The organism is Janthinobacterium sp. LPB2021202312-11-4, from assembly GCF_037049705.1.
Classification (GTDB): domain Bacteria; phylum Pseudomonadota; class Gammaproteobacteria; order Pseudomonadales; family Pseudomonadaceae; genus Aquipseudomonas.
Genome location: NZ_JBAGKV010000050.1, coordinates 1 through 26952 on the forward strand (window position 1 = coordinate 1; position 26952 = coordinate 26952).

Genomic DNA, 26952 nt, shown 5'->3' on the forward strand with positions numbered 1-26952 from the left:
TTGAACTCCAAATGGTTGGAGTATCAAAAAAACGGTGGGTACTTCAGACCTTCCCTAAATAGTCGTAACTATTTTAGTACCCCGTGCTTATTCCCCAAGTTAACCCCTGAATTACTTTTTAATCTTTTCTAGCTATTAAGCCCCGCCTCTATACTGGCCACGTTCTCCAACTCGCTAAATAAGGACGTTCCATGCCTCCACGCCTTTTACTGGCCGCGCTGTTCCTGGCGGTGGCCGGTTGTGCTACCCCGCCACCTGTTTCGGTTCATACGAAAGACCCCGCCAGTTCGACCTTGCAAGGCGATGCCTCGCGTCCGGCACAGGCGCAATGGTTGCGCACCGAGTTGTATTTCTCGGTAGGGCCATTGGAAGGCAAGGATGGTGTGATCAGCCCCGCGCGCTGGCGCGAGTTTCTCGATCAAGAAGTCACGCCACGTTTTCCGGACGGCTTCAGTGTGCTCGATGCCTATGGCCAGTGGCGTGACCACGGCGCCAAGGAGCCGGAGCGCCTGGGCACCAAGGTGATCGTGATTCTTCATGAGAACGACGCCAAGCGTGCCAAGGACATCGAAGCGATTCGCCTGGCCTGGAAGCGGATTACCGGGGATCTGTCGGTGCTGCGCCTCTCGCAACCGGCCGAAGTGTCGTTTTAACCCAGGGCCCGTTGAGTCGCTGAAGACCAGCGGCTCAACCCACCCAGCAGCACAACGCCCAACAGCAACACGCCAATCCCCAGCAATGCGCCGTAGCCGACCACCGTCACGCTGGAATACAGCATGTACAGGCACAAGGCGAAAAACAGCAGCGGCAATAGCGGGTACAACGGCACCTTGATCGGCCGTGGCGTAAGGGGAAAGCGCCGGCGCAGAATCAGCAGCGCCAGGCTGCTCAGGCTCAGGAACAGCCAATACACCGGGGTCAGGTACTCGACCATGGTGTTGAAACCGCTCTGGGTAAAACTGCCAAACACCACCAGCAACAACGCCACCGCCCCTTCGGCCAGCAAAGCCTTGCGCGGCACGCCGTGGCGTTCATCCCAGTCGCCCAACCGGCGCAACTGCGGCACATCCCTGGCGGCGGCATAAGTGGTGCGCGCCCCGACCAACAACGTCGAGTTGATGCTGGCCACCGCCGCGACCCCGACCATCAACACAATCAACACCCCGCCCGGCGCACCGAAGGCCCGGTTCAACAATTCGACGGCGGGCGCGTTGCTGGCCGCCAGCCCCTGGAAGCCCAAACCCCGGACAAACGCCCAGTTCAGCGCCAGATAGATGCACATCAGTACGGTCAGGGCGCCAAGCATGGCGATGAAAATCCCCCGCCGACCATCGCGCACTTCAGCGGATAAGGTCGCCGCATCGCTCCAGCCGCCGAACGCCAGGAACACGAAAATCATCGCCGACGAGAACCCGGCCATCCCGGTTTGCTCCGGCGCGACCGGAGCAACCACCTCAGGCACTGCAACACCCTGCCACGCCAGCCAGGCACCCGCGCCGGCAATGCTGAGAAACCCTGCCGCCAGCAACACCACCAAAACCGTCTGGGTGATGAAGCCGATGTGCTTGCCGGTGAGGTTGAGCAGCACCAACGCCGCAATCACCCCGCCGGCGAACAGCCCGCAACCATATGGCCCCAGCGGCACAATCGCATTGAAGTAATCGGCAAACATAAACGCCGACAAGGCGATCCACCCGGTGTGCATCACCGAGAAGCGTGACCAGGCGAACAGAAAGCCCAGCCGTTCGCCATACGCCGTGCGCAGGAAGTGATAGTCGCCGCCCGGGTGGGGGAACGCCGTGGCCATTTCGGCAAAACACAGCGCCCCGACCATCGAGCACACACCGCCGAGCACCCAGACCAGGTAGAAGTACTCAGGCCCCACATTCAGCGCCACGGTCGGCGCGGTCTTGAGGATGTCGGTGGTGATCACCATGCCCAGCGTGACCAGCAATGCCTGGACCACCGGCAGGTGCCGCTTCGGACCGTCAGAACCCATACGTGGCGCGAGCGTAGTAGTAGGCGCCGTTGGTGCCGATCGGCGACAGCACGTCATACGGCAGGTTGCCGCCGTAGTTGATTTCCGACTTGGAGCGCTCCGGGTAGTTGTCGGTCAGGTTGTTGCCACCCACGGCAATATCGAATTTGGGGGTGAATTTGTATTGCACTTCGGCATCCAGTTGCCAGACCGCGCCGTAGGTTTGCTCCGGTTGCGAATCACCGAAATCGAACACTCGGGTGGTCTCGCCCTGCCGCGTCAGGCGCCCGAGCAGGCCCCAATGCTGACTGGCCCAGTTCGCCGACACCATGAAGCGGTCCTTCGGTGCAGCGTCGGTCAGGGTGTTGCGCTCCTCCACGCCCACCAGCGCATCGTTGCCAATGCCCAGCGCAGTGAGCTGCGACGGCGTGCCTTTGGTGCGGGTGACTTTGGTGTGGTTGTAGGTGTAAGCCGTGGTCAATCCCAACAGACCTTCGTACAACGGCTGATGGTAGTTGAGCACCAGTTCGGCACCATCGGTGCGGGTGTCGGCGGCGTTGGTGAAGAAGTTCACGTCGTGCACGCCGGCCACGCCGAAGTTGTCGTTGATGTACTGCTCCAGGGCGTCACTGCCGATGCGTTGGGACAGGGTCACCCGATCCTTGACGTCGATGCGGAACACGTCGAGGGACGCATCGAAGCGCTCACTCAACTGCGCAGTCACACCGAGGCTGAAGTTCTTCGAGGTTTCCGGGTCGAGCTTCTGGGCGCCGAGGGCGCGGGCGATCGGGTCGTTGACCGAAAGCACGCGGATATCCGTGAGCGTGCCGCCGGTGCCGAAGTTGCTGGTGGTGTTCTGGAAGCCGACTTGCGCCAGGGACGGCGCGCGGAAGTTGTTCGACACCGCGCCACGCAGTGCCCATTGATCGGTCAGGCGATAACGGCCACTGAGCTTGCCGGTGAGTTTGCTACCAGCGTCGTCGTAATGCTCCCAGCGAGTGGCGGCATCGACGAAGAAGCGGTCGGTGAGATCGCCGGACAGCTCGGCGTAGGTGCCGAACACATTGCGATCCAGATTCACCTCTTCGCTGGGGCGCAGACCGTTGGCGCCGTCGGCCCCGGTGCCAATGTACGAGGCTTCGTCACCGGCATAGGTCAGGTAGTTTTCGTAACGGTATTCACTGCCCACCGCCAGCACGAAGGAGCGCTCGGCCAGGCGCAACTCGCGGGTGAAATCGAGGTTGGCGGTGGTCTGGCGCAGTTCGTATTCCCCAGTGTCGAATCGCGTCGGCGAGTCGGCGCCCAAGGTCACGTTGAGGGTGCGGCGGGTCGCGGAGTCGAAGTGATTGCGCCCGTGGGTGACGCTGCTGTCGAAGTCCCAGTTGTCGCCGATCAGGCCTTTGAAACCGGCCGTGGCGGATAAGTCCTGGTTGTCACCGATCGATTGCGGCAGAAACCCGTTGGGGTAGAACTGCGGCTGCTCGGACGGGTAGCGGTAGAACTCGGCGCCGGTGGTGTGGCGCTCGTTGTAAGTGCCGAACGAGTAGGCCTTGCCGCCAGCCAGGGGCAGTTCGGAGTTGAACCAGGCATTAACGTCCCGCGCGATGCCGTCGCCCATCACGTAGTTGCGCTGGCCTGGGGTGTCGGCGAAACCATCGAAACCGGCGCGGTTGGTCGGGTCGCGATCCTTGTACTCGGTGCCTCCGCGAATGAACCCGCCCTCTTCGCCCAGGCGTGTGCCGATCTTGGCGGTGGTCATGCTGTTCTGGCCGTCGGTGGTGGTCTTGCCGATGGCGTCCTGATGGGTGTGGTAAGCGCCATAAGTGGTAGAGACTTCACCGCCCTGCGGGGCATCGTCGAGGATGATGTTGATCACCCCGGCAATCGCGTCCGAACCGTATTGCGCACCGGCCCCGTCACGCAGCACTTCGATGCGTTTGATCGCGCTGATCGGGATCGAGTTGAAGTCCACCGGCGCCGTGCCCCGGCCGATCTTCGACGAATCATTGACCAGTGCCGACGTATGCCGACGCTTGCCATTAACCAGCACCAACACCTGATCGGGGCTCATGCCACGCAACTGCGCGGCGCGCACATGGTCGGCACCGCCGGAGTTGGACTGGCGCGGAAAACTGAACGACGGCAACAGCGTCTGCAATGCCTGGCCGAGTTCGCCGCCACTGGCACCGGCGGACTTGAGGTCTTCGGCGGTCAGCACGTCCACCGGCACCGGCGAATCCAGCACAGTGCGGGCGGTACCGCGTGTGCCGGTGACGAGCACGGTCCCCAACCGTGTGTCGTCGTCGGCACGCGCGGCGGTTTCTTCGGCTTGCACGGGAAGTTGCGTCAGGGCTGTCACAACAGCCGCGGCGAGTAATGAACGAGAACGGTGATACATGGGACAGCTCCTTTATCGCAGCTAATACCCGGCCCGGCCGACTATAAAAAAGTTGGCAACAAGTGCACGGCAATGTCTGCTGTAGTTTTAATAATCCGGAAGGCAGTGAAGGCATGAAACAGGTGTAAGGCATGGCCCCTCTAAGTTAGAAGAGCCGATGCTAGACGAGGCCGTTATCGTTGGAAAAGAACCAATACTACTTAGGTTATATCGGACAAACGGACTGTTGATTGAGCAACAGTAGTTCAGCACACGACAACTGATAGCAACTAACAACTGCAACTTATATGAACGCCCCCTACGGTGGACAGGGGTTTAATCACTCAGTCTGCGACGGGAATCCACGGAGCACGCGCCACATTCGCAGTGTCACCAAACGCAGGTAGTTTCTGCGCCAGGTCGCGAACATTTTTCACATCCAGATCCACCAGTTGCTGACGGGTGATCAGGGTCGGCGGCACCAGCACTTTTTGCCCCGGATTCTCCCCGGCAATCAGCATCGCCAGGCTGCGCACGCTGATCGCCTCGGCCACTTGCGGGTTGACCGCTGCGGTGGCCGCCCAGGCGCTGTCCGGCTCTTTCATGATCTGGATATCGGCGGTGGAAATATCAGCGCTGTAGATCTTCACCTTCTTGCCAAGACCGGCCTCGTCAACGGCGATTTTCGCGCCTTTGGCAAATTCGTCGAACGGCGCGAAGATCACGCTGATGCCCGGATTGGCGCGCAACACGGCGCTGGCCTGATCGGCGACCGAGTTGGCAATCGGCGGGTTCAACGTGCCGAAACGGGCCTTTTCGATGATTCCAGGGTTCGCTGCTTTGACCTGGCTCCAGATCTCGTCACGGCGCTCCATCGGGGTGAAACCGCTGATGTAGACGTAACCAGCATCGAACTTCGTGCCGTTGTCCTTCACGGCCTGATCCAGCGCCAGCCGCGCCAGCGCATGGTGATCCTGCTCGACCTGAGTGACCTGCGGCGTGTTCAGATCAACGTCGAACGCGACAACTTTGATGCCCTTGGCGATGGCCCGGTCTATCGGGCCCTTGAGGGTTTCCGCCAGACCGAGCTGGACGATGATCCCGTCAACACCAAGGTCAATCGCCTGATCAATCATCTCGCGCTGACTGGCGGCTTGTTGCCGGGCATCGAACACGCGCAAGGTCGCGCCGAGGGCTTCAGTCTGTTTCTCGACACCGCGCAAATAGGCTTCGGTGAAGTCCCCGGAGAACAGATAACCCACCAGCGCGATTTGCACATTGCCCTTGTCGAACGGTACCGGTGCACCGGGTAATGCCTTGGCCTGGGCATTCAGCGCCAACGCCGAGAGCACGGCGGTGGCCAGGCAGTGACGAACAAAACCCTTGATTGATCGCTGCATACATCTTCCTTGCAAGACGTTAAAAGAAAAGCTCAACGCGCCCGATGCGCGAGGCCGAACGTGAACATCAGGGCCAGCACCAGCACCAGTCCCTTGACGAAATCCTGAGCGTAATAAGGCGCGTTGAGCATGGTCAGACCGTTGAGCAACGTGGCCACCAACAACGCGCCAATCAAGGTGCCGAAAGCGTTGGGCTTCTTCGCCCCGAGCACGGCAAAACCGATCAGCGCCGCGCCGAGGGCATCGAGTACCAGACCGTTGCCCGAGCTGACGTCGCCCCGACCCAAACGTGCCGCCAGCAACAATCCGCCCAGTGACGCAAGCAAGGCTGACAGCACGTAGGCCAACAATTTGAACCGCTGCACTGGCGCACCGGCCAGGCGCGCAGCCTGTTCGTTGCCGCCGATGGCGTAGAACAATCGGCCGATGCGCGTGCGCTCCAGAAACAGCCAGACCACCAACGCCACCACAGCGGTGATCAGCACCGGGATCGGCACGGTGTCCCACAACCGGCCGCGCCCGAGTGCCAGGAACAGTGCGCTGAACGTGCCTTCGGCCTCATCGCCATTGGGCAGGGTCATGCCCACCGCAATCGAGCGTCCGCCAGTCGGGATCAATTGCACACCGATCACCAGGAACATGCTGCCGAGGGTCGCAAGGATGTCCGGCACCCGCATCTTCACAATCAGCCAGCCATTGAGCAGCCCCACCGCGGCCCCGCCCGCGAGGCTGATCAGCACCGCTGGCACCGCGCCCCAACCGAGCACCACCATGACGTAACTGGCGATCATCAAGCTCATGGCGGCCACTGCGCCAATCGATAAATCGAGCCCGCCGACGGCCATGGTCAGGGTCACGCCCAGGGCCAGCAACGCGACAATCGACACCGACTGCAAGATGCTAAACAGGTTGCCGACCCGCAGAAACGCCGGTTCGGCGATGCTGAAAAACACCAGGATCAGCGCCAGCACCCAAAGCAACCCATAGCGGATCAGCGCTTGCAGCAGGCGCTCGGCGGGTGCGGGGGCGGTCGATAACAGCGAACTCGAATCAGGCACTCGCTCTACTCCTTGGCGTGGCATGAAAGGTTGGGACGGTGACCTCTACGCCAGCCAATGCCGCCACCAATGTGGCGCGGCTCAAACCGGCGCGAGGGTAGTGGGCGACCACCGCGTGATCGCGCACCAGCAGAATCCGGTCGGCGATTTCCAGGGCTTCGTCAACGTCGGCGCAGATCACCAGCGTGGCGCGACCACCGGCACTGTCGCGCAGCAACTGGCCGATTTCTCGGCGGGCGCGTACATCCACGCCCTGGAACGGCTCATCGAGAATCAACACCCGCCCTTCCCCCAACAACCAGCGGCCAAGCACGACTTTCTGCTGATTACCGCCGGACAACGCACTCATCGGCACATCAATGCCGGCGGTCTTGATCCCCAAAGCGGCGACCTGAGCCTCGACCGCCGCCGCCTCGGCCCGGTTGCGGATGAAACCGCCCCGGGTAAAGCGTTCAAGGAACGGTAAGGTCAGGGTGCGGCGCAGGGAAAAATCGGCAATCAATGACTGACTGGCGCGGTCCTCGGCAGCAAAGAACACCCCGCTGCGAATAGCCTCGCGTGGCGAACCGGGTTGCCAGTCAATACCGTCCAGTTGCAGGGTGCCGGCCGCCGGTTCGCGCAGGCCAAACAGCACCTCGGCGATCTCGGTTTTGCCGGCGCCGAGTAATCCGGTCAGCACCACCACTTCACCTTCGTGCAGGGTCAGGTCGAAGTCCTGTTTAGGCGGCGCGATTTTCGCCCCGCGCAAGCTCAGCACCTCCCTGCCTGCTGCGCGCGGTTCATAGACATGGGTGTCGAGGGCCTGACCGAGCATCGCCTCGACCGCTTCCGGCAATTGCCGGTCGCTGAATTCGCCGGCCAACTGGCCATCGCGCAGGACGATGGCGCGGTCGGCCACCCGTCGCAGATCGGACAAACGATGGGAGATGTATAGAATCGCCACCCCGCGACTGCGCAGGGTGTCGATCAAGCCAAACAAGCGCTGGGCCTCGACATCCGACAAGGCCGCCGTGGGCTCGTCGAGAATCAGCATTCGTGGTTGCAGGGCGAACGCCCGGGCCAGCACCACCAGTTGCCGTTCGGCCTGACCGAGACGCTCGATGGGTTGTTCCAGCGGCAGATTCAGCCCGAGGCCGGCAGCGATGCTCGCGGCCCGTTCGAACAGGCGCTTACGGTTGAGCCAGAAGTCCGCGCCGGGTTGACAGAGTTCATCAAGCAGAAGGTTTTCCGCCACGCTCAATCCCGGCGCGATGCCGTCGTTGACCTGCTGGTGCACCGCGACAATCCCGACCCGGCGCGCCGACAGTGGCGAAGCAAAATGCCGGAGTTGACCATCGATCCAGAGCTCACCGGCATCAGCGGTTTGGCTGCCCGCCAGAATCTTCACCAGCGTCGATTTACCCGCACCATTGGCCCCCAACAGCGCCACCACTTCGGCAGGGTAAATGTCCAGGCTGACCCGATCCAGCGCACGGCTGGCGCCAAAGGTTTTGCTCAGCTCACGCACACGAATCAGCGGCTCGGGTGCCACGGCAACAGGCGCACTCATAAAAGATTCCGGAACAGGATGGCGGCTAAAAAATCAACACACACAAAGGGTTGAAGCGAGGATTAAAAGCAATCTCTTATAAACATTCCAATAGTCCTATCGCATAGAAAATATTTTCTGGTTATAAGAAATCCCCTCAACGTCGATGAGCCAATGAGCGCACCAACCGATCGCCGAGGCTTTGCACGCTCTGTACCAGAATGACCAGCACCACCACGGTGGCGACCATCACCTGGTTGTTGAAGCGCTGGTAGCCATAGCGAATCGCCAGGTCCCCTAACCCGCCACCACCGATGACGCCGGCCATGGAGGAAAAGCCGATCAGCATGACCAAGGTCAGCGTGATCCCCGCCAGCAATGCCGGCAACGCTTCGGGCAGTAGCACTTTGAAAATCACATGCCAGATGTCGCCGCCCATGGCGAGGATCGCTTCGATGCGACCCTTGTCGACTTCGTCCAGGGCGTTTTCGACGATGCGGGCGAAGAACGGGAAAGCGCCGATGGTGATCGGTACTACGGCGGCGGTGCTGCCCAGGGTCGTGCCGACCACCAGCCGGGTCAGCGGGATCAAGGCAATCAGCATCACCACAAACGGCAGCGAGCGGCCCAGGTTGACCAGCCCTCCCAGGCCTTTGTTGAGCCGGGGCATCGGGTACAAGCCGCCCTGGCGGCTGATGAACAACAACACGCCCAGGGGCAAGCCGATCAACAAGGTAAACAACCCCGCCAGCAGCACCATGTACAGGGTTTCACCGGTCGCCGTGAGCACCAGTTGAAAGATCTCGTTCCAGTCGATCACTTTGTTCATGAGCGCTCCACCCTCACGCCACGTTGTTTGAGAAACGCCACCACCCGATTCAGTTGCAGCTCATCGGCGGGATGCCGGAACGCCACGCGCAAACGCCCGACCCGGCGCCCGCCGATGGACTCGACACCGCTGGCCAGCAGGTTCAGCTCCACACCTTGATGCTTGAGCTCATTAAGCACCGGCGTGGCCAACAGGCTGTCGAAAAAACTCAGGTCCAGGGCATCGTTGCCCAACGGCGTGCTGTAACCCGGCAGCAACGAGCGGCCGAGCGTGGAATCCGGGTTGGCCAACAGTTGTGCAATCGGCCCGGCTTCGACCAACCGGCCGTGGGCCAGTGACGCGGCGTGATCACAGATCGACTTGACCACCTCCAGCTCATGGGTGATCAGCACAATGGTCAACCCCAACTGGCGATTGATGTCGCGCAGCAATTCAAGAATCGAGGCGGTGGTTTGCGGGTCGAGGGCGCTGGTGGCTTCGTCCGACAGCAGATACGCCGGGCGCGCCGCCAATGCCCGGGCAATCCCCACCCGTTGTTTTTGCCCGCCCGACAGTTGCGAGGGAAAAGCCAGCGCTTTGTCGCTCAACCCCACCAAATCCAGCAACTCGCGCACCCGCGCCTGCCGCTGGGCTTTGCCGATACGGGCAATTTCCAGCGGCACGGCGATGTTGTCGAAGACGTTGCGCGAGTGCAGCAGGTTGAAGCCCTGGAAGATCATGCCGATGCGCTGGCGTTGCCGGCGCAGTTCGATGTCGGACAGCGCCGTCAAGTCTTCGCCATCCAGCAGAATGCGCCCCGAGCTGGGGCGCTCGAGCAGATTGAGGCAGCGCAGCAGCGTCGACTTACCCGCCCCGCTGCGCCCGAGTATCCCGTAGATCGCGCCATCGGGGATGCTCAGGGACACCTGATCCAGCGCAGGTGCCTGCCCTGACGCGTAGGTTTTGCTCAACTGCTCGACGACGATCATGGCTTGGCAGCCGCCACGGCCACCGGACCGACCGGAATCACCGAACCGGAGAAGTTGTCCGTGATGAACTTGGCCACTTCCGGCGACGTCAGGTCTTTGGCCAGTTGCTTGATCCGTGGGTCGTCCTGCAATTTTGGCGTGGTCACCAGAATGTTGGCGTAAGGATTGTGCTCGGCTTTTTCCAGGCCCAACGCATCCTTGGCCGGAACCAGGCCGGCCTCCAGTGCGTAGTTGCCATTGATCACCGCGAGGTCTACGTCATCGAGGGCGCGGGGAATCTGCGGTGATTCGATTTCGAGGATTTTCAGCTGTTTCGGGTTCTCGGCGATGTCCTTCGGGGTGGCCTGATCGGTGGCCGGGTCGTTGAAGCCAGCCTTGAGCTTGATCAAGCCGTTGTCCTGCAACAGGTACAGCGCACGGCTCAGGTTGGTGACGTTATTCGGGACGGCCACCGTGCCGTTTTGCGGGACCTGGGCGAAGGTTGCGTGCCGGTGGGAGTAGATCCCCAGCGGTTCGATGTGCACCGTGGCGGCCACTGCGAGTTTTTCGCCGAGGGCCTGTTCCTGGGATTTCAGGTACGGCAAGTGCTGGAAGTAATTGGCATCGACATCGCCATGCACCAGCAGCTCGTTGGAGTTCACGCCGTTGGGGATCTCGATGATTTTCAGGTTCAGCTTCGGGTCGATTTTCTGCACGTAGGCGAGAATCTGCGCGTGGGGTACCGGGTCTGCCGCGACTCGCAGGGGCTCCAGGGCCAGCGCATTGAAAGAAGCCACCAGAGCGCCGAACACAGCCAGGGTCAATCCTGTTTTCTTGAACACACTCATCGTCCTTTGAGGGTTAGGCAGTCAGTGCATTAGGGATCAGGGCATCAGCGTAAAAACGCCGGGCGACATCGGGATGGGAACGTAGGCGGCCCTTGAGGTAATTCCAGCCAACATCACGAAACAGCGGATTATCGGGGTCACTGGCCGGGCCTCGCGCTTCACGCAACAGCGCGGTGGGCAATGGGTACAGCGGTACCACGGCATCGAGTTGCGCACCGAGGAAGAACGCAATCGACAAGCGCTCGCTGCCCTTGGGCGGCGACTGCACCCGGTGCACCGTGGCGCGCAGATAGCCGTTGGTGGCCAGCTCAAGCAATTCGCCGATATTCACCACCAGAGTGTTGTCCCGAGGCAACGCATCGATCCAGCGCCCCTCCTCGATTTCGACTTGCAGGCCGGCCTGCTGGTCTTGCAGCAAGAAGCTCAGGAAGCCCGAATCCTTGTGCGCACCGACGCCCTGGTGGCTGGCGTCGGACGCCTGCCCCGGGTAGCGCATCAGCTTGATGTGTTCATTGGGCTTGTCGCCGTACAACCGGTCGAAAGCGTCTTGCGGCAATGCCAGCGCCTGGGCGAACGCCTGGAGCAGGCGCAGCGACATGCGGGTCATGGCGTGCTGCCAATCCAGCAGCAACGGCTTGAGCGCCGGCAATGTCGCCGGCCATTGATTGGGGCCTTGCAGACGAGCCCAGTACGGGCTGTTTTCGTCCTGCGGCAATACCTCGCGTTCGGCGCCCAGATCGAACTGCTCGCGCAAATCCGGTTTGCCGCGCGTGATCTCCGAGGCCGCGCGGTTGTAGCCGCGAAAGTGTGGCGAGTTGATCATGCCCACCGCTACTTTCTCGCTGTCCGGCAGGGCAAAGAATTGGCGGGCGTGGTCCTGCACCTGTTTCAGCAAATCGCGGTCGATGCCATGGCCGGTCAGGTAGAAAAAACCCACGTCCCGAGCGGCGTGGCGCAGGTCATCAAGAAAACCCTGGCGCTGGGCCGGGGTGCCCTCGAGCAATGACAGATCGAGGGTCGGTAAGGCACTGATGTCCAATGGCTGAGGCATGGTTCACTCCCCTGTGAAACGGTATTTGTCTAACGATGGATCCAAGCTAAACGATCTTAAAAACCGTTAATAAATATCTTTTTTGCATTAGCTTAGGTTCGCTTCTCGTGGGGTCTTCGGGTTTTGGAAGCACAAAAACGCCCCTGTCATTGAGACAGGAGCGCTCCGGCGGGTGAGGTCAATCGGCGTGGGTCTACTGGGTTGAAGCGGATCGACTCAGGGCCAGCGACTCGTTGGAAAACACTTGGGCATCGGTGAATTTCTCCACGACGACCCGATGGGGAAAGATCTTCTTCTCGACGAACAAATCATCGACCTGTTGCAAGGCCTGCACGTCCCTTGGCTCGACCGGCACCAGCGATTCATCGCCCCAACTGCGCAGCCGTTGGGAAACTTCAAGCGAAACATCGTTGGCCTTGGCGAACACCCGCGCGTATTCATCGGGGTTTTGCCGCGCCCATTCGAACGCCTTGGCGAATCGCTGCAACACGTCGCTGAGGGCCTGGCGCTTGAGCGGGTCGGTGAGCACTTCATCGGACGCGGTGATGAACGTCAGCCCGGTGTTGATCCCTTCGCCAGTGATCAGCACCCGCGCGCCCTGCTGCTCGGCAAACGCTTGATAAATACCGAACGTGGCCCAGGCTTCGATCTTGCCGGCATTGAATGCCGACAGCGCATCGGTGGGCAGGACAAAACCGACGTTGACGTCCTTTTCATCGACCCCGGCATTGGCCAGCGCACGAATCAACAGGTACTGGGAAATGCTGCCTCGGGCCGACGACACCACCACGTTGCGCCCCTTTAAATCGGCGACGCTGTGAATCGGCGAATCCGCCGGGACCAGAATCGCAATCCCCCGCGACTGGCTGCGCCGTACCGCGACAATCCGCAACGGCGTGCCCCCGGTGGCGGCCGCCAGCACCGGCGTATCACCGGCCGGCCCGAGATCGACAGCCCCGGCGCGCAGGGCTTCAAACAGCGGCGCGGCGCCCTGGAAGTTCGCCCACTGGACTTTGTAGGGAATGCCCTCCAGCGCGTTGGCGGCCTCGACCACCGTGCGCAAACCCTTGGCTTGATCGCCGAGGATCAGCGTGACGCTGGACAGGTCCGCTTTCGCTGGTGGCTCGATAGCGTCACCGCAACCACCGAGCAACAGCGCGGCGCCTGCGAGCAGCGCCATTGCCGATGTCCATCGACGTCGATCAAGCATGGGCGAAACGCCGAACCGTGGTCTGGCGCTCAGCCACCGCAGCGGTTTCCACTTCGACGCCCAACAGGCTCAACAACCGCGCACGGATGGCCTGGAAGCCGTCCTGCCCCGTGTCGCGAGAACGCGGCAAATCAATGCTCAGTTGCTCGGCAATCTTGCCGTTGGCCAACACGATCACCCGATCGGCCAGCAGGATCGCTTCGTCGACATCGTGGGTCACCAGCAGCACGGCCGGGGTGTGTTTGCGCCATAACTCGATGATCAGCCGATGCATCTTGATCCGGGTCAGGGCATCGAGGGCGGCGAACGGTTCGTCGAGCAGCAACAACTTCGGTTCGCGCACCAGGCCACGGGCCAAAGCGACCCGTTGTGCTTCACCGCCGGAGAGTGTCGCCGGGTAGGCTTCCAAACGATGGGCCAGCCCGACTTCAGTCAGGGCCTGCACGGCGCGGTCCTTGGCGTCCGGGACCCGCAGGCCGAGGATTACGTTTTTCCAGGCGCGTTTCCACGGCATCAAGCGTGGCTCCTGAAACACCGCCGCCCGGGCCTTGGGCACCAATAACTGACCGCTGTCGATACTGTCGAGCCCGGCCAGGCTGCGCAATAAGGTGGTTTTGCCGGAACCGCTGGCCCCGAGCAACGCGACGAATTCGCCCGGTGCGATGTCCAGGTCCAGGCCATCGATGACCCGTTGTTGGCCGAACTGACGCACAACGTTGCGCAGTTGAACCGGTGCGTCTGATTGCAGGTGTTTTGCCGCGAGAGTCGACATGTCAGTTCCTCACAAAAGATGGGCGCCAGGCCAGGGCGAAACGCTCCAGCGTGCGGATCAGTCCGTCGATCAACAAACCGAGGACGCTGTAAATCAGCAGGCAGATGACGATCACATCGGTACGCATGAAGTCCCGCGCGTCACTGGCCAGAAAGCCGATGCCGGCGGTGGTGTTGATCTGCTCGACAAACACCAGGGCCAGCCAGGAAATCCCCAGGGAATAACGCAAGCCGACAAAGAACGATGGCAAGGAGCCAGGGAGGATGACGTGCCAGATCAACTCGCGACGATTCAGGCCCAGGGTGTTGGCGGCCTCAATCAGTTTGGGGTCGATGTTGCGAATGCCGGAGAACAGGTTCAGGTACACCGGGAAAGTAGTGCCGGTAACGATCAGTGCAATCTTGGTGAACTCGCCGATGCCGAACCAGAGAATGAACAACGGCACCAACGCCAGCGAGGGAATGGTGCGCAGCATCTGCATTGGCGAATCGAGGATCACCTCGCCGCGCTTCGACAGGCCGGTGATCAGCGCCGCGACCACACCGATGCTGACCCCGATGCTCAAGCCCAGCAGTGCCCGTTGCAGCGAGACCAGCAAATGCTTGCCGAGCTCACCCGACACAATCATGGCCCAGAGGGTATCGCCGATCTGCGACGGCGCGGCGATGATCCGCTGCGGGATCAGGCCGAACCGCGACGCCAGTTCCCACAACAACAGCAGCGCAATCGGGCTCAGCAAACGCAGAAGGACTTCAGGGGTTCGCCAGTTGCGCAGCCAGTTGGGCGCCAGCCCGGATGCCGTTGGGCGATCCGCAGCCTTGTTGACGGAAAATGAGCTGCTGGCGCTCGGCGTATCGAACGTCTTTTCGGTCATCAGGCTTCCTTCCTCATAAAGAATATGGCTTCGGATTCATGCTATTCGCATAAAAAACCTCAGTGAAATTCTTTTTGGGAATAACCTAATATGATTAAAAATCAGATAGAACATTATCCAGATAAATTATTTGCATAATTAAAACCCTCAGCCCGCGCCCTACGCCGGCTGTACCTGTGGCGCGGATTAAAATGCGTATTACTGATATCTATAAATTACTATGATTCATTTAATTAATAATTAACTTAGAACAAAACGGCATTTCACAGCCCTGCCCCGCTGCGCCTATTTTCGATACCACGGACCGACCCCCTGCCAGGTGGAGGCTTGAATTTCGCCTATCCAATGACAAGGAATTGAGCATGAGCATCGAATTTATCGGCTACATCGGCGGCCACCATTCTTCGGAAATCCATCCGCGCAGTGGCCCGGTGTTGCAACCCGAGTATGTGGAGACGGTGGCCCGCGCCCACGAAGAGGCCGGTTTCGACCGTGCCCTGGTGGCGTTTCACTCCAACAGTCCGGACAGCACGCTAATTGCCTCCCATGCCGCCAGCGTGACGAAAAAACTGAAGTTCCTGATCGCCCATCGCCCGGGTTTTGCCGCGCCAACCCTGGCCGCGCGCCAATTCAACACCCTTGATGTCTTCAATGGCGGACGCACCGCCGTGCACATCATTACCGGTGGCGATGATCGCGAACTGCGCGCCGATGGCAGCCACCTCGGCAAGGACGAGCGCTACGCTCGCACCGATGAATACCTCGATGTGCTGCGCCAGGAATGGACCCGCGAGAAACCCTTCGACTATCAGGGCAAGTATTACCAGGTCGAGGGGGCGCACTCGGCCGTGAAGTCGCCGCAACAGCCGCACATCCCGCTGTATTTCGGCGGTTCGTCAGCGGCGGCCATCGCGGTGGCGGGCAAGCACGCCGACGTTTACGCGCTGTGGGGGGAAACCTACGAACAAGTGCGCGAAGTGGTCAATCAGGTGCGCGCCGAAGCGGCCAAGCATGGGCGCAGCATTCGTTTCAGCCTGTCGTTGCGCCCGATTCTGGCGGACACCGAAGCACAGGCCTGGGAACGGGCCGAACTCATCCTGCAACAGGCTACGGCCCTGGCTGAACAGAACGGCTTTGTGCGTCGCGAACCGCCGAACGAGGGTTCCCGGCGTTTGTTGGCGGCTGCCGCTCAAGGTTCGCGACTGGACAAACGCCTGTGGACCGGCATTGCCGGCCTGCTGGGCGCCCAAGGGAATTCGACCTCGCTGGTGGGCACACCGGAACAAGTGGCTGAAGCTTTGCTCGACTACTACGACCTGGGCATCACCACGTTCCTGATTCGTGGCTTTGATCCGCTGAACGATGCCATCGATTATGGCAAACGCCTGATCCCGCTGACCCGCCAGTTAGTGGCCGAGCGTGAACGGCAAGCGGCGGAGAAAGTGGCCTGATCACCGGCGATTCCGCATAAACGAAAACGGGGCTTACCTTGCGGTAAGCCCCTTTTTTCGTCGTAACACTGAGTACCAGGAAAGCGCCGGACATCAAGCCGGGTTTTTCACACTCGGACGCTCACCGACTTTCGCATTCCAGGCCACCAGCGCCGTGCATTCCTCCGGGATCGCGATCTGCGCGAAGCCGGCGAAGACCAATCCCGCCCACACAGTGATGTCCGCCATCGAAAATTGCTCGCCTGCCACGTAAGGCTGGGTTTTCAACACTTGGTCGAAGTACTTCATACCCTTGATGGCCTTGTCGCGGTGCATCTCGCCCCAGACAGCGCGGTCGCTCCATTCGGGCTTTTTGTACGGTTTGAGCTGCGGCCCGAGGCCGTCGGTGGCGTGGTGGAAATAGATGCCGATGGCGTCGATCAACTGATCGTCGGCGCGTTTCTGCATCATGTGAATCAGCCCTTTCTCTTTCGCCGTGGTGCCGGTGAGCGTGGGGTTGCCTTCAAGGTTGTCGAGGTACTCGGTGATGGCCGTGCATTCGGCCAGGTAAGTGCCGTCGTCCAGTTCCAGAACCGGCACCGTGCCCGTCGGGTTGATTGCCAGAAACGCCGGTTGCTTGTGCTCGGCGGCCGGCAAATCGACCTTGATGAACTCGACTTTGGAGGCCAGATGCTTCTCGGCGATGACCACTCGAACGCGTAACGGGCTAGGAAAACCGGGGATGTCGTAGATCTTCACGTGAACTCCATTGCTATCTATCTATCGGGAGGTAGACAATGCGGCCAGCGATCATTCAGGTCAATAGATATCTATCGGTAGGTAGGCAAATACATCATGACGGCAACAGACACCAAGCAGACGATCCTTGAAGCCGCCCGCCGGGTTGTGCAGGCACGCGGCTACAACGCGCTGAGTTTTCGCGAATTGGCCAAAGAAGTCGGGATCAAAAGCGCGAGCATCCACTACCACTTTCCCACCAAGGGCGATTTGGGCGCGGCATTGGCCAGGCGCTACACCGAAGACACCGTCGGTTATCTGGATCAGTTGCTGGCGCAATCCAACGACCCCACGGCGATGATGAAGGCCTACACCGGCGCCTTCCGCGCCGCCCTGGAAAACGATAACCGCATGTGCCTGTGCGGCATCCTGGCGGCCGAGCACCATGACCTGCCGGTGGAAGTGCGGGTTGAAGTGGATGGGTTCACCGACGCCAACGTCCGGTGGTTGGCCCAGGTGCTGGCGCTGACGCAACCGGACGCCCGGCCGGAGGCGCTTGGACGGCTGGCCTTGTCGGTATTTGGCGCCATTCAAGGGGCGCAACTGGTGTCCCGTGGACGTAACGATATTTCGGTCTACGACCAAATGATCGAGTCTTATCGAGTGGCCGGTTTGATCCCTTGATGGCGGCTTCGAAAGCATGATCTGCTAAGGTCTTTCCACATTGCATTGATGACGATGACCTCACTCATGGACAACCAAATCCCTGATCCGCAAGCCGTCTATAGCCCCATCACCAGCAGCGCGATTTTCATCGTTGCCACCGTGGCGCTCGGTACTGAGCCGGCCAACACCGTGCGAGCCTGGTGCGAAGACGTCGCTGCCCTCACCCGGTCAGTCGGCAAACGTGTGCCCTCCGGCAACTTGTCATGCGTCTGCGGCTTTGGTTCGAATGCCTGGGACACGCTGTTCGGCGGCCCGCGCCCGGCCTCGCTGCATCCGTTTCGCGAGTTTGGTGAAGAAGGACGCCATGCGCCGGCCACGCCGGGGGACATTTTGCTGCACATTCGTGCGGAACAGATGGACCTGTGTTTTGAATTGGCCACACAGTTGCTCACAGCGCTGGGCGATGCGGTGACGGTGGTCGATGAAGTCCAGGGTTTCCGTTATTTCGACATGCGCAGCATGGTCGGCTTTGTCGATGGCACCGAAAACCCCGTCGGCCGGCATGCGGTCGACTTCACCATCATCGGTGATGAAGACCCGGCATTTGCCGGCGGCAGCTACGTGTTGGTGCAGAAGTACCTGCATAAGATGAGCGCGTGGAACGCATTGTCCGTCGAGGCCCAGGAACGGATTATCGGTCGCACCAAATTGTCCGATATCGAACTCGGCGACGACGTCAAACCGAGCAACTCCCACAGTGCATTGACCACCATCACCAAGGACGGCGAGGAAGTGAAAATCCTGCGTGACAACATGCCGTTCGGGCGGCCCGGCGCGGGGGAATTCGGCACGTACTTCATCGGCTATGCCCGCTCGCCGGAGCCCATTGAGCTGATGCTGGAGAACATGTTCGTCGGCAGACCGGCCGGCAACTACGACCGTTTGCTGGATTTCAGCACAGCGGTGACCGGCGGCTTGTTCTTTGTGCCTTCGGCGGACTTGCTTGAAGCGCTGGCGGACCGCACACCTTAAATCACCAAGGGTGCACAACCTGTGGGAACGGGCTTGCTCGCGAATGCAGTGTGTCAGTTAACACCATTGCTGAAGACACACCGCAGTCGCGAGCAAGCCCGCTCCCACAGGGGGTTTGATGTGTCATGTCAGTCTTTGTAAGCCGTATCACTGCGCTCCAACTGCCGAATCAACGCATCCCAATGCCGCGCCACACCCGGGCCATGGCCACTTTTGAAGGCCTCGGCCTGCTTCTCGACCTTGGCCACCACCTCGGCCGGCGGGAAGACCAACTCAGCGTTGCCACCGGCCTGCGCCGCAATCTGAATATTGCAGGCGCGCTCCAGGCCATGCAGTTGCTGGAACGCGTGCTCGACACTGACACCGGCCGTCAACAGCCCGTGGTTACGCAGGATCAACACACTTTTGTCGCCCAGATCCGCCACCAACCGCTCACGCTCGTCCAGGTCCAGGGCGATGCCTTCGTAACCGTGATAGGCGACACGTCCGGAAAAACCGATGGAATGCTGGGAGATCGGCAGCAACCCGTCACGCTGCGCCGAGACCGCGATGCCGTCGCGGGTGTGGGTATGCAGCACGGCCTGCAGATCCGGGCGGGCGCCGTGAATGGCGCTGTGAATCACGTAACCGGCGTAGTTGATGCCAAGGCCGGTCGGGTCGTCGACGATAGTGCCGTCGATGTCGACCTTGACCAGGTTGGAGGCATTGATTTCATCGAACAACAGCCCGAAGGCATTGATCAGGAAGTGTTCTTCAGGCCCCGGGACCCGCGCGGAAAAGTGCGTGTAGATGTGATCGGTCCACTTGAACAACGCCGCCAGCCGATAGGCCGCAGCGAGTTTGACCCGCACTTCCCATTCTTCGGGTGTAACGCGCTGGCGGACATTTTTCGAGACGCTGGACAACGAACTGACGCTGCTCATGGCAAAACTTCCTGGATGGCCTTAAGAATTCCAGCCAGCCTATGGGAAGCCAAAAAATAATAAAAAGCACATTTTAATCTAAGCTAATTATCATTTTTTTTTATGTCTTCAACGCCAGTCATGCCGCACTCTTGATCTTCTGCAACGATCCGGCGACCAGTTTGCCGAAGGCATCCACTGGCCCTTGCAGGTTGCCGAGGAAGTGCGGGTAGATCAGCCACAGGTCCATCACCGGTTTGAAATCCTTGAGCGGCACCACCGCCAACTGATCGAAATGCGCACTGCGCTCCAGCAATGGACGCGGCACCAAGCCAAGGCCCAGGCCGTCGGCGACCAGCCCCAGTTGCAACTCGGTACCGAAGGTTTCCAGATTGATCCGCAGGGCCAGGCCTTGATCGGACAAGGTGCGCTGCAACCCGGCGCGGAAGCCGCAGCCGTCGGGGTTGAGAATCCAGCCATTCTGGTAAACGTCAGCCAGTTTGCACGGGCGCTTGGGCACCTGAGCCTTGGCGCAGACCACCACCAGTTCCATCTTGCCGATGGACTGGCCAACGATGTTGTCCGGGAAAATCTTGCCCGCCGGGAACAGCGCCGCTGCGGCATCCAGTTCGCCACGCTCGATCTTGCCGACCAATTGACTGCCCCAACCCGTCGCCACCTGGGCGCGCAATTCGGGGTATTCCATGCGCAAGTGTTTGAGGGCATCGAGCAGCACCACGTCGCCGATGGTTTGCGGCACGCCCAGGCGCAACAGCCCGGTGGGCGGTGCGTCGGTGGCGACAAGTTCGCGCAGCGCATCCATCTCCCGCAGGATCAAACGGCACTGTTCATACACCCGCGTTCCGATCAAAGTAGGTTTGAGCGGTTTGGTGTTGCGGTCGAACAACTCGACACCCAGCGCCTGCTCAAAGTTTTGCACGCGCCGCGTAATGGCCGGCTGGGTCAGCTGCAACGACTCCGCCGCATGGCTGATGGACTGGCAACGGATCACTTCGACGAAGGCATCGATATCATCAATTTTCATTTGGCCCGCACATAGAGAACAGTCAATAAGATGTCTGAAAAGCATAGTTCCATTGCTGGCATCTGGATAGCCCGAAGCGTACGTACGCCTCTATCGATAACGTCTAACGCTATTCAGATGGGTTCTAAATTCCTTTCAGCTATAACCTAATCATTAAAAAATAGCATATTAAACACAATCATTATGCTTAGATATTCTCAAACACCCTTCGAAGCAAACGATGGAATCGCCATGACCCAGCCCCGACACCCGGAGAGACTCAGAGCCTTCATAGGCGCCCTGGCGGAATTGATCGACAGCAACCCGCGCGAAGGCGACCTGCTGCACCGTGGCGGCAAGTTGCTCGGTCAATTGGTCAGCCATGACGACTGGCTGCCGGACGACTTTGCCCGACCCGACCCGGAGCGCTATCAGCAGTATTTATTGCATGCCGACTCACGGCAGCGTTTCAGCGTGGTCAGTTTTGTCTGGGGCCCGGGGCAACGCACGCCGATCCACGACCACCGGGTCTGGGGCCTGATCGGCATGTTGCGCGGAGCGGAGTATTCCCAGGGTTTCGCCCGTCACACCGACGGCACGCTGGTCCCCGAAGGTAACCGGATTCAGCTTCAACCCGGTCACGTCGAAGCCGTGTCGCCGAAGATTGGCGACATCCATCAGGTCAGCAACGCGTTTGAAGACCAGGTCTCCATCAGCATTCATGTCTATGGCGCCAACATCGGGGCCGTACGCCGCGCGGTGTATCAGCCTGATGGCAGCGAGAAATTGTTCATTTCCGGTTATTCCAACGCCTTTCTCCCCAACATCTGGGATCTGTCCAAAGAGAGCCAAGCCTTATGAGTACAAGCCCCGTCAAAAAAGAGCAGACCCGCTCCGTCGCCGAGATTCGAAAGGCTCTGTTGAACAAACAAGAACTGGCCCTGGTGGATGTGCGCGAAGAAGCGCCCTTTGCCGAGGCTCATCCACTGTTCGCGGCCAATATTCCTTTGTCGAAACTTGAACTGGAGGTGTATTCGCGGATTCCACGGCTCAATACCCCGGTGACGGTCTACGACAATGGCGAAGGTCTGGCGCAGATCGCTGCTCAACGCTTGCAGGGCCTGGGCTACCTCGATGTCGCGCTGCTGGAGGGTGGCCTCGACGGTTGGCGCCGTGCTGGCGGCGAGCTGTTTATCGACGTCAACGTGCCGAGCAAAGCCTTTGGTGAATTGGTGGAAAGCCAGCGTCATACGCCGTCCCTGGCGGCGGAAGAAGTTCAAGCGCTGCTCGACCGCGAGGCCGATGTGGTGGTGCTCGACGCCCGGCGTTTCGATGAATACCAGACCATGAGCATTCCCACCGGCATCAGCGTACCGGGGGCGGAACTGGTGTTGCGCGCCCGCGAACTGGCGCCTGACCCGGCGACGCGGATCATCGTCAACTGCGCCGGCCGCACCCGCAGCATCATTGGCACGCAGTCGTTGATCAACTCCGGCATTCCCAACCCGGTTTCCGCTTTGCGCAATGGCACCATCGGCTGGACCCTGGCCGGTCAAACGCTGCAACACGGGCAGTCTCGCCGGTTTGCGCCAACCAGTGAGGAACACCGCCACATCGCTGCCCAGGACGCTCGTCGGGTCGCCGATAAAGCGCTGGTTGGTCGCGCCACCCTAGTTGATCTGCAGCGCTGGCAACAGGAACCGGACCGCAGCACTTACCTGTTCGACGTCCGCACCCCGGAGGAATTTGAAGCTGGCCATCTCCCCACTGCCCGCTCAACTCCCGGTGGCCAACTGGTGCAGGAAACCGACCACTTCGCCAGCGTGCGCGGTGCGCGGCTGGTGCTGATAGATGACGACGGCGTGCGCGCCAACATGTCCGCGTCCTGGCTCTCGCAACTGGGTTGGGAAGTGCATGTGCTGGATGACGTGCAACCTGCGCATTTCAGCGAAAAAGGGGCCTGGCAGGCGCCGGTCCCTGCACCACCGCAGGCCGAAGAAATCAGCCACGAAACCCTGGCCGAATGGCTGACTCACGGCGACATCGCGGTGCTGGATTTCACCAGCAGCGCCAATTACGTCAAACGCCATATCCCCGGCGCCTGGTGGGTACTGCGCGGGCAATTGCGCGAAGCGCTGGCCAACATCCCCGCCGCGCAACGCTACGTGCTGACCTGCGGCAGCAGTCAATTGGCCCGTTTGGCCGTCGCCGACGTCGAGGCCCTGACCGGCAAACCGGTGTTCCTGCTCAAGGGCGGCACGGCCAGTTGGGTGTCCGCGCAACATCCGCTGGAGGATGGCGAAACGCGCCTGGCCTCGCCGCGCATCGACCGCTATCGCCGCCCCTATGAAGGCACCGATAGCCCTCGCGAAGCCATGCAAGCCTATCTGGACTGGGAATATGGTCTGGTGGCGCAACTGGCCCGCGACGCCACCCATGGCTTTTTTGTGATCTAAGCCACCTGACATGCCAACCGCTCAATGAACCTGTGGCGAGGGAGCACGCTCGCTCGCCATCGGTGATTCATCTGTCCCACCCAACATCCGACCCCTCTCCAGGCGGAGGCTGAACCCACAACCGAGAGGCGTTACACCATGTCTGCAACCTTGCACCGCACCGACCTGCACCTCCAACCGACCTTGCACGTCACCCGCCTGGAACCGACCATCGGCGCCGAAATCAGCGGCATCGATTTGCGTCAGCCGCTGACCCCGGCACTGCGTGATGAACTGCGCACCTTGCTGCTTGAGCACAAAGTCATCTTCTTCCGCGACCAAGCCATCAGCACCGAACAGCAGATCGCCTTTGCCCGTGAATTCGGTGAGCTCTACGTCCACCCGACCACTCAGCAAAACGACCCGACACAACCGCAAGCACACCTGATTGAAGCCCAGGACGAACGCAAACTCTACGGCCCAAGGATCAGCGGCCGTTGGCACACCGACACCAGTTGGCTGCTGCGCCCAACCCTCGGCGCCGTGTTACGCGCAGTCGATTTGCCACCGGTTGGCGGCGACACCTTGTGGGCCGACACCGGCGCGGTGTATCGCGCCTTGCCCGATGAGCTGCGCGAAGAAATCGACAACCTGCATGTGGTCCACGACTTCAAAAAGGCCCTGGACAAGGTCGGCTACGACTACCCGATTCTGGCTCACCCGTTGGTGCGCACCCATCCGGAAACCGGTGAGGATGGCGTGTTCATCAACTTCTCGCAGAATCCTTCGGTGATCGGCTGGACGCCCGAGAAGAGCAAGCAACTGATCGATCGTCTGCTGCTGGAATTCAACAAACCCGAACATCAAGTGCGCTTCAAATGGCGCGAAAACTCGGTGGCGTTCTGGGACAACCGCTCGACGCTTCACTACCCGGTCTACAACTACGGCGACTACCCACGCCGCATGGAACGGGTGCTGATCGCTTATGACGACATTCCTCATCGGGTAAAACGCGCCAACGCGGCCTGACCCCTGCCCCAAGAAAAAATCCGGCAACCCCTGTTATTCGCGAGCGTTCGCGAAGGGGTTCGCCTGTGCGTGCAATCTTTCAGGAATTGGTGTCATGAACTCATCCAGCCCCCGAGTGAAATACGACTATTACGCCGTCGCCGCTTTCAGCCTGTTGGCCGCCAGCCTCCAGGCCCACGCCGAGAACACCGAGCCGGACAAGACCTTGAGTACCGTGGTCGTGACCGGCAATCGCGGCAGTCAGCCGCGCACCATCACCGATAGCCCATCGCCCATCGATGTGATCAGCGCCGAGCAATTGCAAGCCAGCGGCAAGGTCGGTCTCAAGGAACTGCTCGCCCGCCTGCTGCCCTCCTTCAACCTGCCGGCGATCAACGGCGGCGGGACGTCCTGGTCGGTGCGCGGGGTGACCATGCGCGGCCTGTCCGGGGATCAGGTGCTGGTGCTGGTCAACGGCAAGCGGCGGCACAACACCGCGCTGATCAACAACCTGGCGCGCATCGGCACCGCCGCAGTACCGGTCAACCTCGACCTGATTCCGGTCTCGGCCATCGATCACATCGAGGTACTGCGCGACGGCGCCTCGGCGCAATATGGCTCGGACGCCATCGCCGGGGTGATCAACATCATCCTCAAGGAAAACGACCACGGCGGCAGCGCCGAAACCTCATTCGGGCGTTACGGCAGCGGCGATGGCGACACCGTGCACCAGACGCTCAACTACGGCCTGGCGCTGCCCAACGACGGCTTCGCCAACCTGGCACTGGACAGCAAGGAACAAGAACCTTTCGACCGCACCGGCAGTGCCACGGGCAATCTTTACTCATTACCCGGTTTCCCTGACAGCCGTGACCAGACCGTCAATCGCCACGGCTGGAACCCCAGCTACGGGCTGGGCCGGGAGAAAGTCACTAACGCCAGTTACAACCTTGAGCTGCCGTTGCAGGATGATTTGAAGTTCTATTCCTTCTCCACGGCCAGTTACATGGAAACCACCAAGGTCACCGGCAACTATCGGCCCAACGACATCACCTCCCTGGCCGGCGACCCGGACACGCCCTACCCCGACGGCATCCATGCCCAGCGGCGCAACCGTACCCTCGACTTTCAGGTGGCGGGCGGCTTCAAGGGCGAGGTCGGTGGCTGGAACTATGACGCCAGTTCTACCTGGGGCGAGGACGACTCGACCCTTAATGCCAGCAACACCCTCAACCCCTCGCTGGGGCCAACCAGCCCGACCTCGTTCAACCTGGCCTCGCAGATTTTCGATCAGTGGACCAACAACCTCGACTTCAGTCGCGGCTTCGACATCGGCCTGAAAAATCCGCTGCAAACCTCCTTCGGCTTTGAATACCGCTGGGAGAAATACCAGATCGAACCCGGTGACTTCGCGTCGTATACGCCGGGCGATTATGTGATCCCCAGCGGACCGTTTGCCGGCCGGACACCGCTGCCAGGGCTGGCCTCGTACAACGGCACCAGCACCGCCGACGCCGGAGAAATCAGCCGCAGCAACGTTGTCACTTACGTCGATCTGGGGCTCGACGTGACGGATAAATGGTATGTCGGCACGGCGGCGCGCTATGAGCACTACACCCAGGACATCGGCAGCACCTGGAGCGGCAAGTTCGCGACCCGCTACAAAATCACCGACGCTTTCGCCCTGCGCGGTACGGTCAACAACGGCTTCCGCGCACCGTCCCTGGCGCAAACCATTTATGCCTCATCCACCTTTACCTCGGGCGGCGTGGTTAATGGCGAGCAGGTCTCGGTGCCGGTCAAGGTCTTGCCGGTGGACACCCCCGAAGCCCAGGCCCTGGGCGCGGAAAAGCTCAAGCCGGAAAAATCCCTGAACTACAGCCTCGGGTTCACGTACGACCCGACGGCCAACTATCGATTGACCACCGACCTCTATCAGATCGGCATCCGCGACCGCATTGTCTCCACCAGCCTGCTGGGCGGCCCGGCGGTCTCGCAAATCCTCGTCGCCAACGGGTTGTCGCCTGGCCTTTTTGCCCAGTACTACACCAACGCGGTGGACACCCGGACTCGCGGCATCGACATCGTCAACGAGTACCGCCAGCAACTGGATGAGTACGGCCAGGTACGCTGGAGCGCCGCCTATAACTGGAACCAGACCAAGATCGAGAAGCTTCAGGACAACCCGGCCAAACTCACCAGCCTGGGCTCCAGCTACCAGTTGTTCGACCGGCGCCTGCAAAAGGACCTGACCGTCGCCACGCCACAATCGAAACTGATCCTGGCCGCCAACTGGAAAGTCACCGCCTACAACCTGAACCTGGCGTTGACCCGCTTCGGCAGTTACACCGAGGGCGACAACAACCCGGTGAACGATCGCAAATTCAGCGCCAAGTGGATCACCGACCTGGATGCGGCCTACGACCTGACCAAGCACCTGACCGTGGCGCTGGGGGCGAACAACCTGTTCAACGTGTACCCGGACAAAAACGGCATCAAGGACTGGGCCGGTGGCTACAAATACGGGCAGTTTTCACCGTTCGGATTTGGCGGGGCGTATTACTACACGCGACTGGCGTACAACTTCTGAGATACAGCCCCGTAGGAACGAGGCTTGCCCGCGAAAGCGGCTTCACATTCAACATTGATGTTGGCTGACCTAACGCCTTCGCGAGCAAGCTTCGCTCCTACACAGGCGCTGTTGCGTACACACATTTCGCACACGGCAAAGATCCTCCGTAGGAGCGAGGCTTGCCCGCGAAAGCGGCTTCACATTCAACATTGATGTTGGCTGACCCAACGCCTTCGCGAGCAAGCTTCGCTCCTACACAGGCGCTGTTGCGTA

General features: G+C 60.7%; 22 protein-coding genes and 1 pseudogene. 8 read left to right on the forward strand and 15 right to left on the reverse strand.

Features of this window, described 5'->3' with window-relative positions; all coding sequences use genetic code 11:
- Positions 1-191: 191 nt before the first annotated feature.
- On the forward strand, positions 192-653 hold the full coding sequence (locus V5E99_RS29665; protein WP_499806026.1) for a DUF3574 domain-containing protein: 462 nt from the start codon (positions 192-194) through the stop codon (positions 651-653).
- On the opposite strand, the gene V5E99_RS29670 is transcribed toward V5E99_RS29665, so the two are convergent.
- The 12 genes from V5E99_RS29670 to V5E99_RS29725 all read right to left on the reverse strand — a co-directional run bounded on the left by V5E99_RS29670 (position 650) and on the right by V5E99_RS29725 (position 14872).
- Positions 650-1999 (reverse strand): APC family permease, encoded by a 1350-nt coding sequence (locus tag V5E99_RS29670; protein WP_499806028.1) that lies wholly within the window; start codon positions 1997-1999, stop codon positions 650-652. The two genes, V5E99_RS29665 and V5E99_RS29670, sit on opposite strands and share 4 nt — an antisense overlap.
- A complete protein-coding gene (locus V5E99_RS29675; protein WP_499806029.1) occupies positions 1989-4376 on the reverse strand; it encodes a TonB-dependent receptor plug domain-containing protein in 2388 nt (795 codons plus the stop codon). Before V5E99_RS29675 ends, V5E99_RS29670 begins: the two co-directional genes overlap by 11 nt.
- Positions 4377-4699: 323 nt before the next feature.
- Positions 4700-5755: a substrate-binding domain-containing protein gene (locus V5E99_RS29680; RefSeq protein WP_499806030.1), complete on the reverse strand. Its 1056-nt coding sequence runs from the start codon at positions 5753-5755 to the stop codon at positions 4700-4702.
- Between the two features lie 32 nt (positions 5756-5787).
- Positions 5788-6813: an ABC transporter permease gene (locus tag V5E99_RS29685; RefSeq protein WP_499806032.1), complete on the reverse strand. Its 1026-nt coding sequence runs from the start codon at positions 6811-6813 to the stop codon at positions 5788-5790.
- Complete coding sequence (locus V5E99_RS29690) at positions 6806-8362, reverse strand: sugar ABC transporter ATP-binding protein (protein WP_499806033.1); 1557 nt, start codon at positions 8360-8362, stop codon at positions 6806-6808. Before V5E99_RS29690 ends, V5E99_RS29685 begins: the two co-directional genes overlap by 8 nt.
- 136 nt (positions 8363-8498) lie before the next feature.
- Entirely contained in the window at positions 8499-9170 is a 672-nt protein-coding gene (locus tag V5E99_RS29695; RefSeq protein ID WP_499806034.1) for a methionine ABC transporter permease, read from the reverse strand.
- A complete protein-coding gene (locus V5E99_RS29700) occupies positions 9167-10138 on the reverse strand; it encodes a methionine ABC transporter ATP-binding protein (RefSeq protein WP_499806035.1) in 972 nt (323 codons plus the stop codon). Before V5E99_RS29700 ends, V5E99_RS29695 begins: the two co-directional genes overlap by 4 nt.
- Positions 10135-10959, reverse strand: coding sequence for a MetQ/NlpA family ABC transporter substrate-binding protein (locus V5E99_RS29705; RefSeq protein ID WP_499806037.1), 825 nt, complete (start codon positions 10957-10959; stop codon positions 10135-10137). Before V5E99_RS29705 ends, V5E99_RS29700 begins: the two co-directional genes overlap by 4 nt.
- 19 nt (positions 10960-10978) lie before the next feature.
- Positions 10979-12016, reverse strand: a complete 1038-nt coding sequence (locus tag V5E99_RS29710) for an isopenicillin N synthase family dioxygenase (protein ID WP_499806039.1) — start codon at positions 12014-12016, stop codon at positions 10979-10981.
- A 193-nt stretch (positions 12017-12209) separates the two neighbouring features.
- Positions 12210-13196, reverse strand: a complete 987-nt coding sequence (locus V5E99_RS29715; RefSeq protein WP_499806040.1) for an ABC transporter substrate-binding protein — start codon at positions 13194-13196, stop codon at positions 12210-12212.
- A 22-nt stretch (positions 13197-13218) separates the two neighbouring features.
- On the reverse strand, positions 13219-13998 hold the full coding sequence (locus tag V5E99_RS29720) for an ABC transporter ATP-binding protein (protein ID WP_499806041.1): 780 nt from the start codon (positions 13996-13998) through the stop codon (positions 13219-13221).
- Between the two features lies 1 nt (position 13999).
- On the reverse strand, positions 14000-14872 hold the full coding sequence (locus V5E99_RS29725) for an ABC transporter permease (protein WP_499806042.1): 873 nt from the start codon (positions 14870-14872) through the stop codon (positions 14000-14002).
- 362 nt (positions 14873-15234) lie between these two features.
- Here V5E99_RS29725 and V5E99_RS29730 point away from each other — a divergent pair, with 362 nt between their 5' ends.
- Entirely contained in the window at positions 15235-16323 is a 1089-nt protein-coding gene (locus V5E99_RS29730; protein WP_499806043.1) for an LLM class flavin-dependent oxidoreductase, read from the forward strand.
- A 93-nt stretch (positions 16324-16416) separates the two neighbouring features.
- Here V5E99_RS29730 and V5E99_RS29735 read toward each other — a convergent pair whose 3' ends face one another.
- Positions 16417-17061, reverse strand: coding sequence for a glutathione S-transferase (locus tag V5E99_RS29735; protein WP_499806044.1), 645 nt, complete (start codon positions 17059-17061; stop codon positions 16417-16419).
- Positions 17062-17157: 96 nt separating this feature from the next.
- Here V5E99_RS29735 and V5E99_RS29740 point away from each other — a divergent pair, with 96 nt between their 5' ends.
- Positions 17158-17724 (forward strand): TetR/AcrR family transcriptional regulator, encoded by a 567-nt coding sequence (locus V5E99_RS29740; protein WP_499806045.1) that lies wholly within the window; start codon positions 17158-17160, stop codon positions 17722-17724.
- 66 nt (positions 17725-17790) lie between these two features.
- Positions 17791-18729 (forward strand): annotated as a pseudogene (locus V5E99_RS29745) (Dyp-type peroxidase); the annotation flags it as partial.
- Between the two features lie 137 nt (positions 18730-18866).
- Here the strand turns inward: V5E99_RS29745 and V5E99_RS29750 are convergent.
- Entirely contained in the window at positions 18867-19661 is a 795-nt protein-coding gene (locus V5E99_RS29750) for a class II aldolase/adducin family protein (protein WP_499806046.1), read from the reverse strand.
- A gap of 118 nt (positions 19662-19779) precedes the next feature.
- Positions 19780-20685 carry a LysR family transcriptional regulator gene (locus V5E99_RS29755; protein WP_499806048.1) on the reverse strand — a complete coding sequence of 302 codons (906 nt, stop codon included), beginning with the start codon at positions 20683-20685 and terminating at the stop codon, positions 19780-19782.
- A 231-nt stretch (positions 20686-20916) separates the two neighbouring features.
- On the opposite strand from V5E99_RS29755, the gene V5E99_RS29760 reads away from it, so the two are divergent.
- The 4 genes from V5E99_RS29760 (at position 20917) to V5E99_RS29775 (ending at position 26697) form a co-directional block, all read left to right on the forward strand.
- Entirely contained in the window at positions 20917-21525 is a 609-nt protein-coding gene (locus tag V5E99_RS29760) for a cysteine dioxygenase family protein (RefSeq protein WP_499806049.1), read from the forward strand.
- Positions 21522-23120 carry a rhodanese-related sulfurtransferase gene (locus V5E99_RS29765; RefSeq protein WP_499806051.1) on the forward strand — a complete coding sequence of 533 codons (1599 nt, stop codon included), beginning with the start codon at positions 21522-21524 and terminating at the stop codon, positions 23118-23120. Before V5E99_RS29760 ends, V5E99_RS29765 begins: the two co-directional genes overlap by 4 nt.
- Positions 23121-23258: 138 nt before the next feature.
- A complete protein-coding gene (locus V5E99_RS29770) occupies positions 23259-24128 on the forward strand; it encodes a TauD/TfdA dioxygenase family protein (RefSeq protein WP_499806052.1) in 870 nt (289 codons plus the stop codon).
- Between the two features lie 94 nt (positions 24129-24222).
- A complete protein-coding gene (locus tag V5E99_RS29775) occupies positions 24223-26697 on the forward strand; it encodes a TonB-dependent receptor plug domain-containing protein (protein WP_499806053.1) in 2475 nt (824 codons plus the stop codon).
- Positions 26698-26952 lie beyond the last annotated feature (255 nt).

Excerpts from the sequence above, each read along its gene's own strand:
- V5E99_RS29730 (WP_499806043.1), top strand. The coding sequence starts at position 15,235 with ATGAGCATCGAATTTATCGGCTACATCGGCGGCCACCATTCTTCGGAA.
- V5E99_RS29775 (WP_499806053.1), top strand. The coding sequence starts at position 24,223 with ATGAACTCATCCAGCCCCCGAGTGAAATACGACTATTACGCCGTCGCC.
- V5E99_RS29770 (WP_499806052.1), top strand. The coding sequence starts at position 23,259 with ATGTCTGCAACCTTGCACCGCACCGACCTGCACCTCCAACCGACCTTG.
- V5E99_RS29710 (WP_499806039.1), bottom strand. The coding sequence starts at position 12,016 with ATGCCTCAGCCATTGGACATCAGTGCCTTACCGACCCTCGATCTGTCA.
- V5E99_RS29695 (WP_499806034.1), bottom strand. The coding sequence starts at position 9,170 with ATGAACAAAGTGATCGACTGGAACGAGATCTTTCAACTGGTGCTCACG.
- V5E99_RS29680 (WP_499806030.1), bottom strand. The coding sequence starts at position 5,755 with ATGCAGCGATCAATCAAGGGTTTTGTTCGTCACTGCCTGGCCACCGCC.
- V5E99_RS29750 (WP_499806046.1), bottom strand. The coding sequence starts at position 19,661 with ATGAGCAGCGTCAGTTCGTTGTCCAGCGTCTCGAAAAATGTCCGCCAG.
- V5E99_RS29720 (WP_499806041.1), bottom strand. The coding sequence starts at position 13,998 with ATGTCGACTCTCGCGGCAAAACACCTGCAATCAGACGCACCGGTTCAA.
- V5E99_RS29665 (WP_499806026.1), top strand. The coding sequence starts at position 192 with ATGCCTCCACGCCTTTTACTGGCCGCGCTGTTCCTGGCGGTGGCCGGT.
- V5E99_RS29740 (WP_499806045.1), top strand. The coding sequence starts at position 17,158 with ATGACGGCAACAGACACCAAGCAGACGATCCTTGAAGCCGCCCGCCGG.
- V5E99_RS29760 (WP_499806049.1), top strand. The coding sequence starts at position 20,917 with ATGACCCAGCCCCGACACCCGGAGAGACTCAGAGCCTTCATAGGCGCC.
- V5E99_RS29725 (WP_499806042.1), bottom strand. The coding sequence starts at position 14,872 with ATGACCGAAAAGACGTTCGATACGCCGAGCGCCAGCAGCTCATTTTCC.
- V5E99_RS29690 (WP_499806033.1), bottom strand. The coding sequence starts at position 8,362 with ATGAGTGCGCCTGTTGCCGTGGCACCCGAGCCGCTGATTCGTGTGCGT.
- V5E99_RS29675 (WP_499806029.1), bottom strand. The coding sequence starts at position 4,376 with ATGTATCACCGTTCTCGTTCATTACTCGCCGCGGCTGTTGTGACAGCC.
- V5E99_RS29670 (WP_499806028.1), bottom strand. The coding sequence starts at position 1,999 with ATGGGTTCTGACGGTCCGAAGCGGCACCTGCCGGTGGTCCAGGCATTG.
- V5E99_RS29715 (WP_499806040.1), bottom strand. The coding sequence starts at position 13,196 with ATGGCGCTGCTCGCAGGCGCCGCGCTGTTGCTCGGTGGTTGCGGTGAC.
- V5E99_RS29700 (WP_499806035.1), bottom strand. The coding sequence starts at position 10,138 with ATGATCGTCGTCGAGCAGTTGAGCAAAACCTACGCGTCAGGGCAGGCA.
- V5E99_RS29765 (WP_499806051.1), top strand. The coding sequence starts at position 21,522 with ATGAGTACAAGCCCCGTCAAAAAAGAGCAGACCCGCTCCGTCGCCGAG.
- V5E99_RS29755 (WP_499806048.1), bottom strand. The coding sequence starts at position 20,685 with ATGAAAATTGATGATATCGATGCCTTCGTCGAAGTGATCCGTTGCCAG.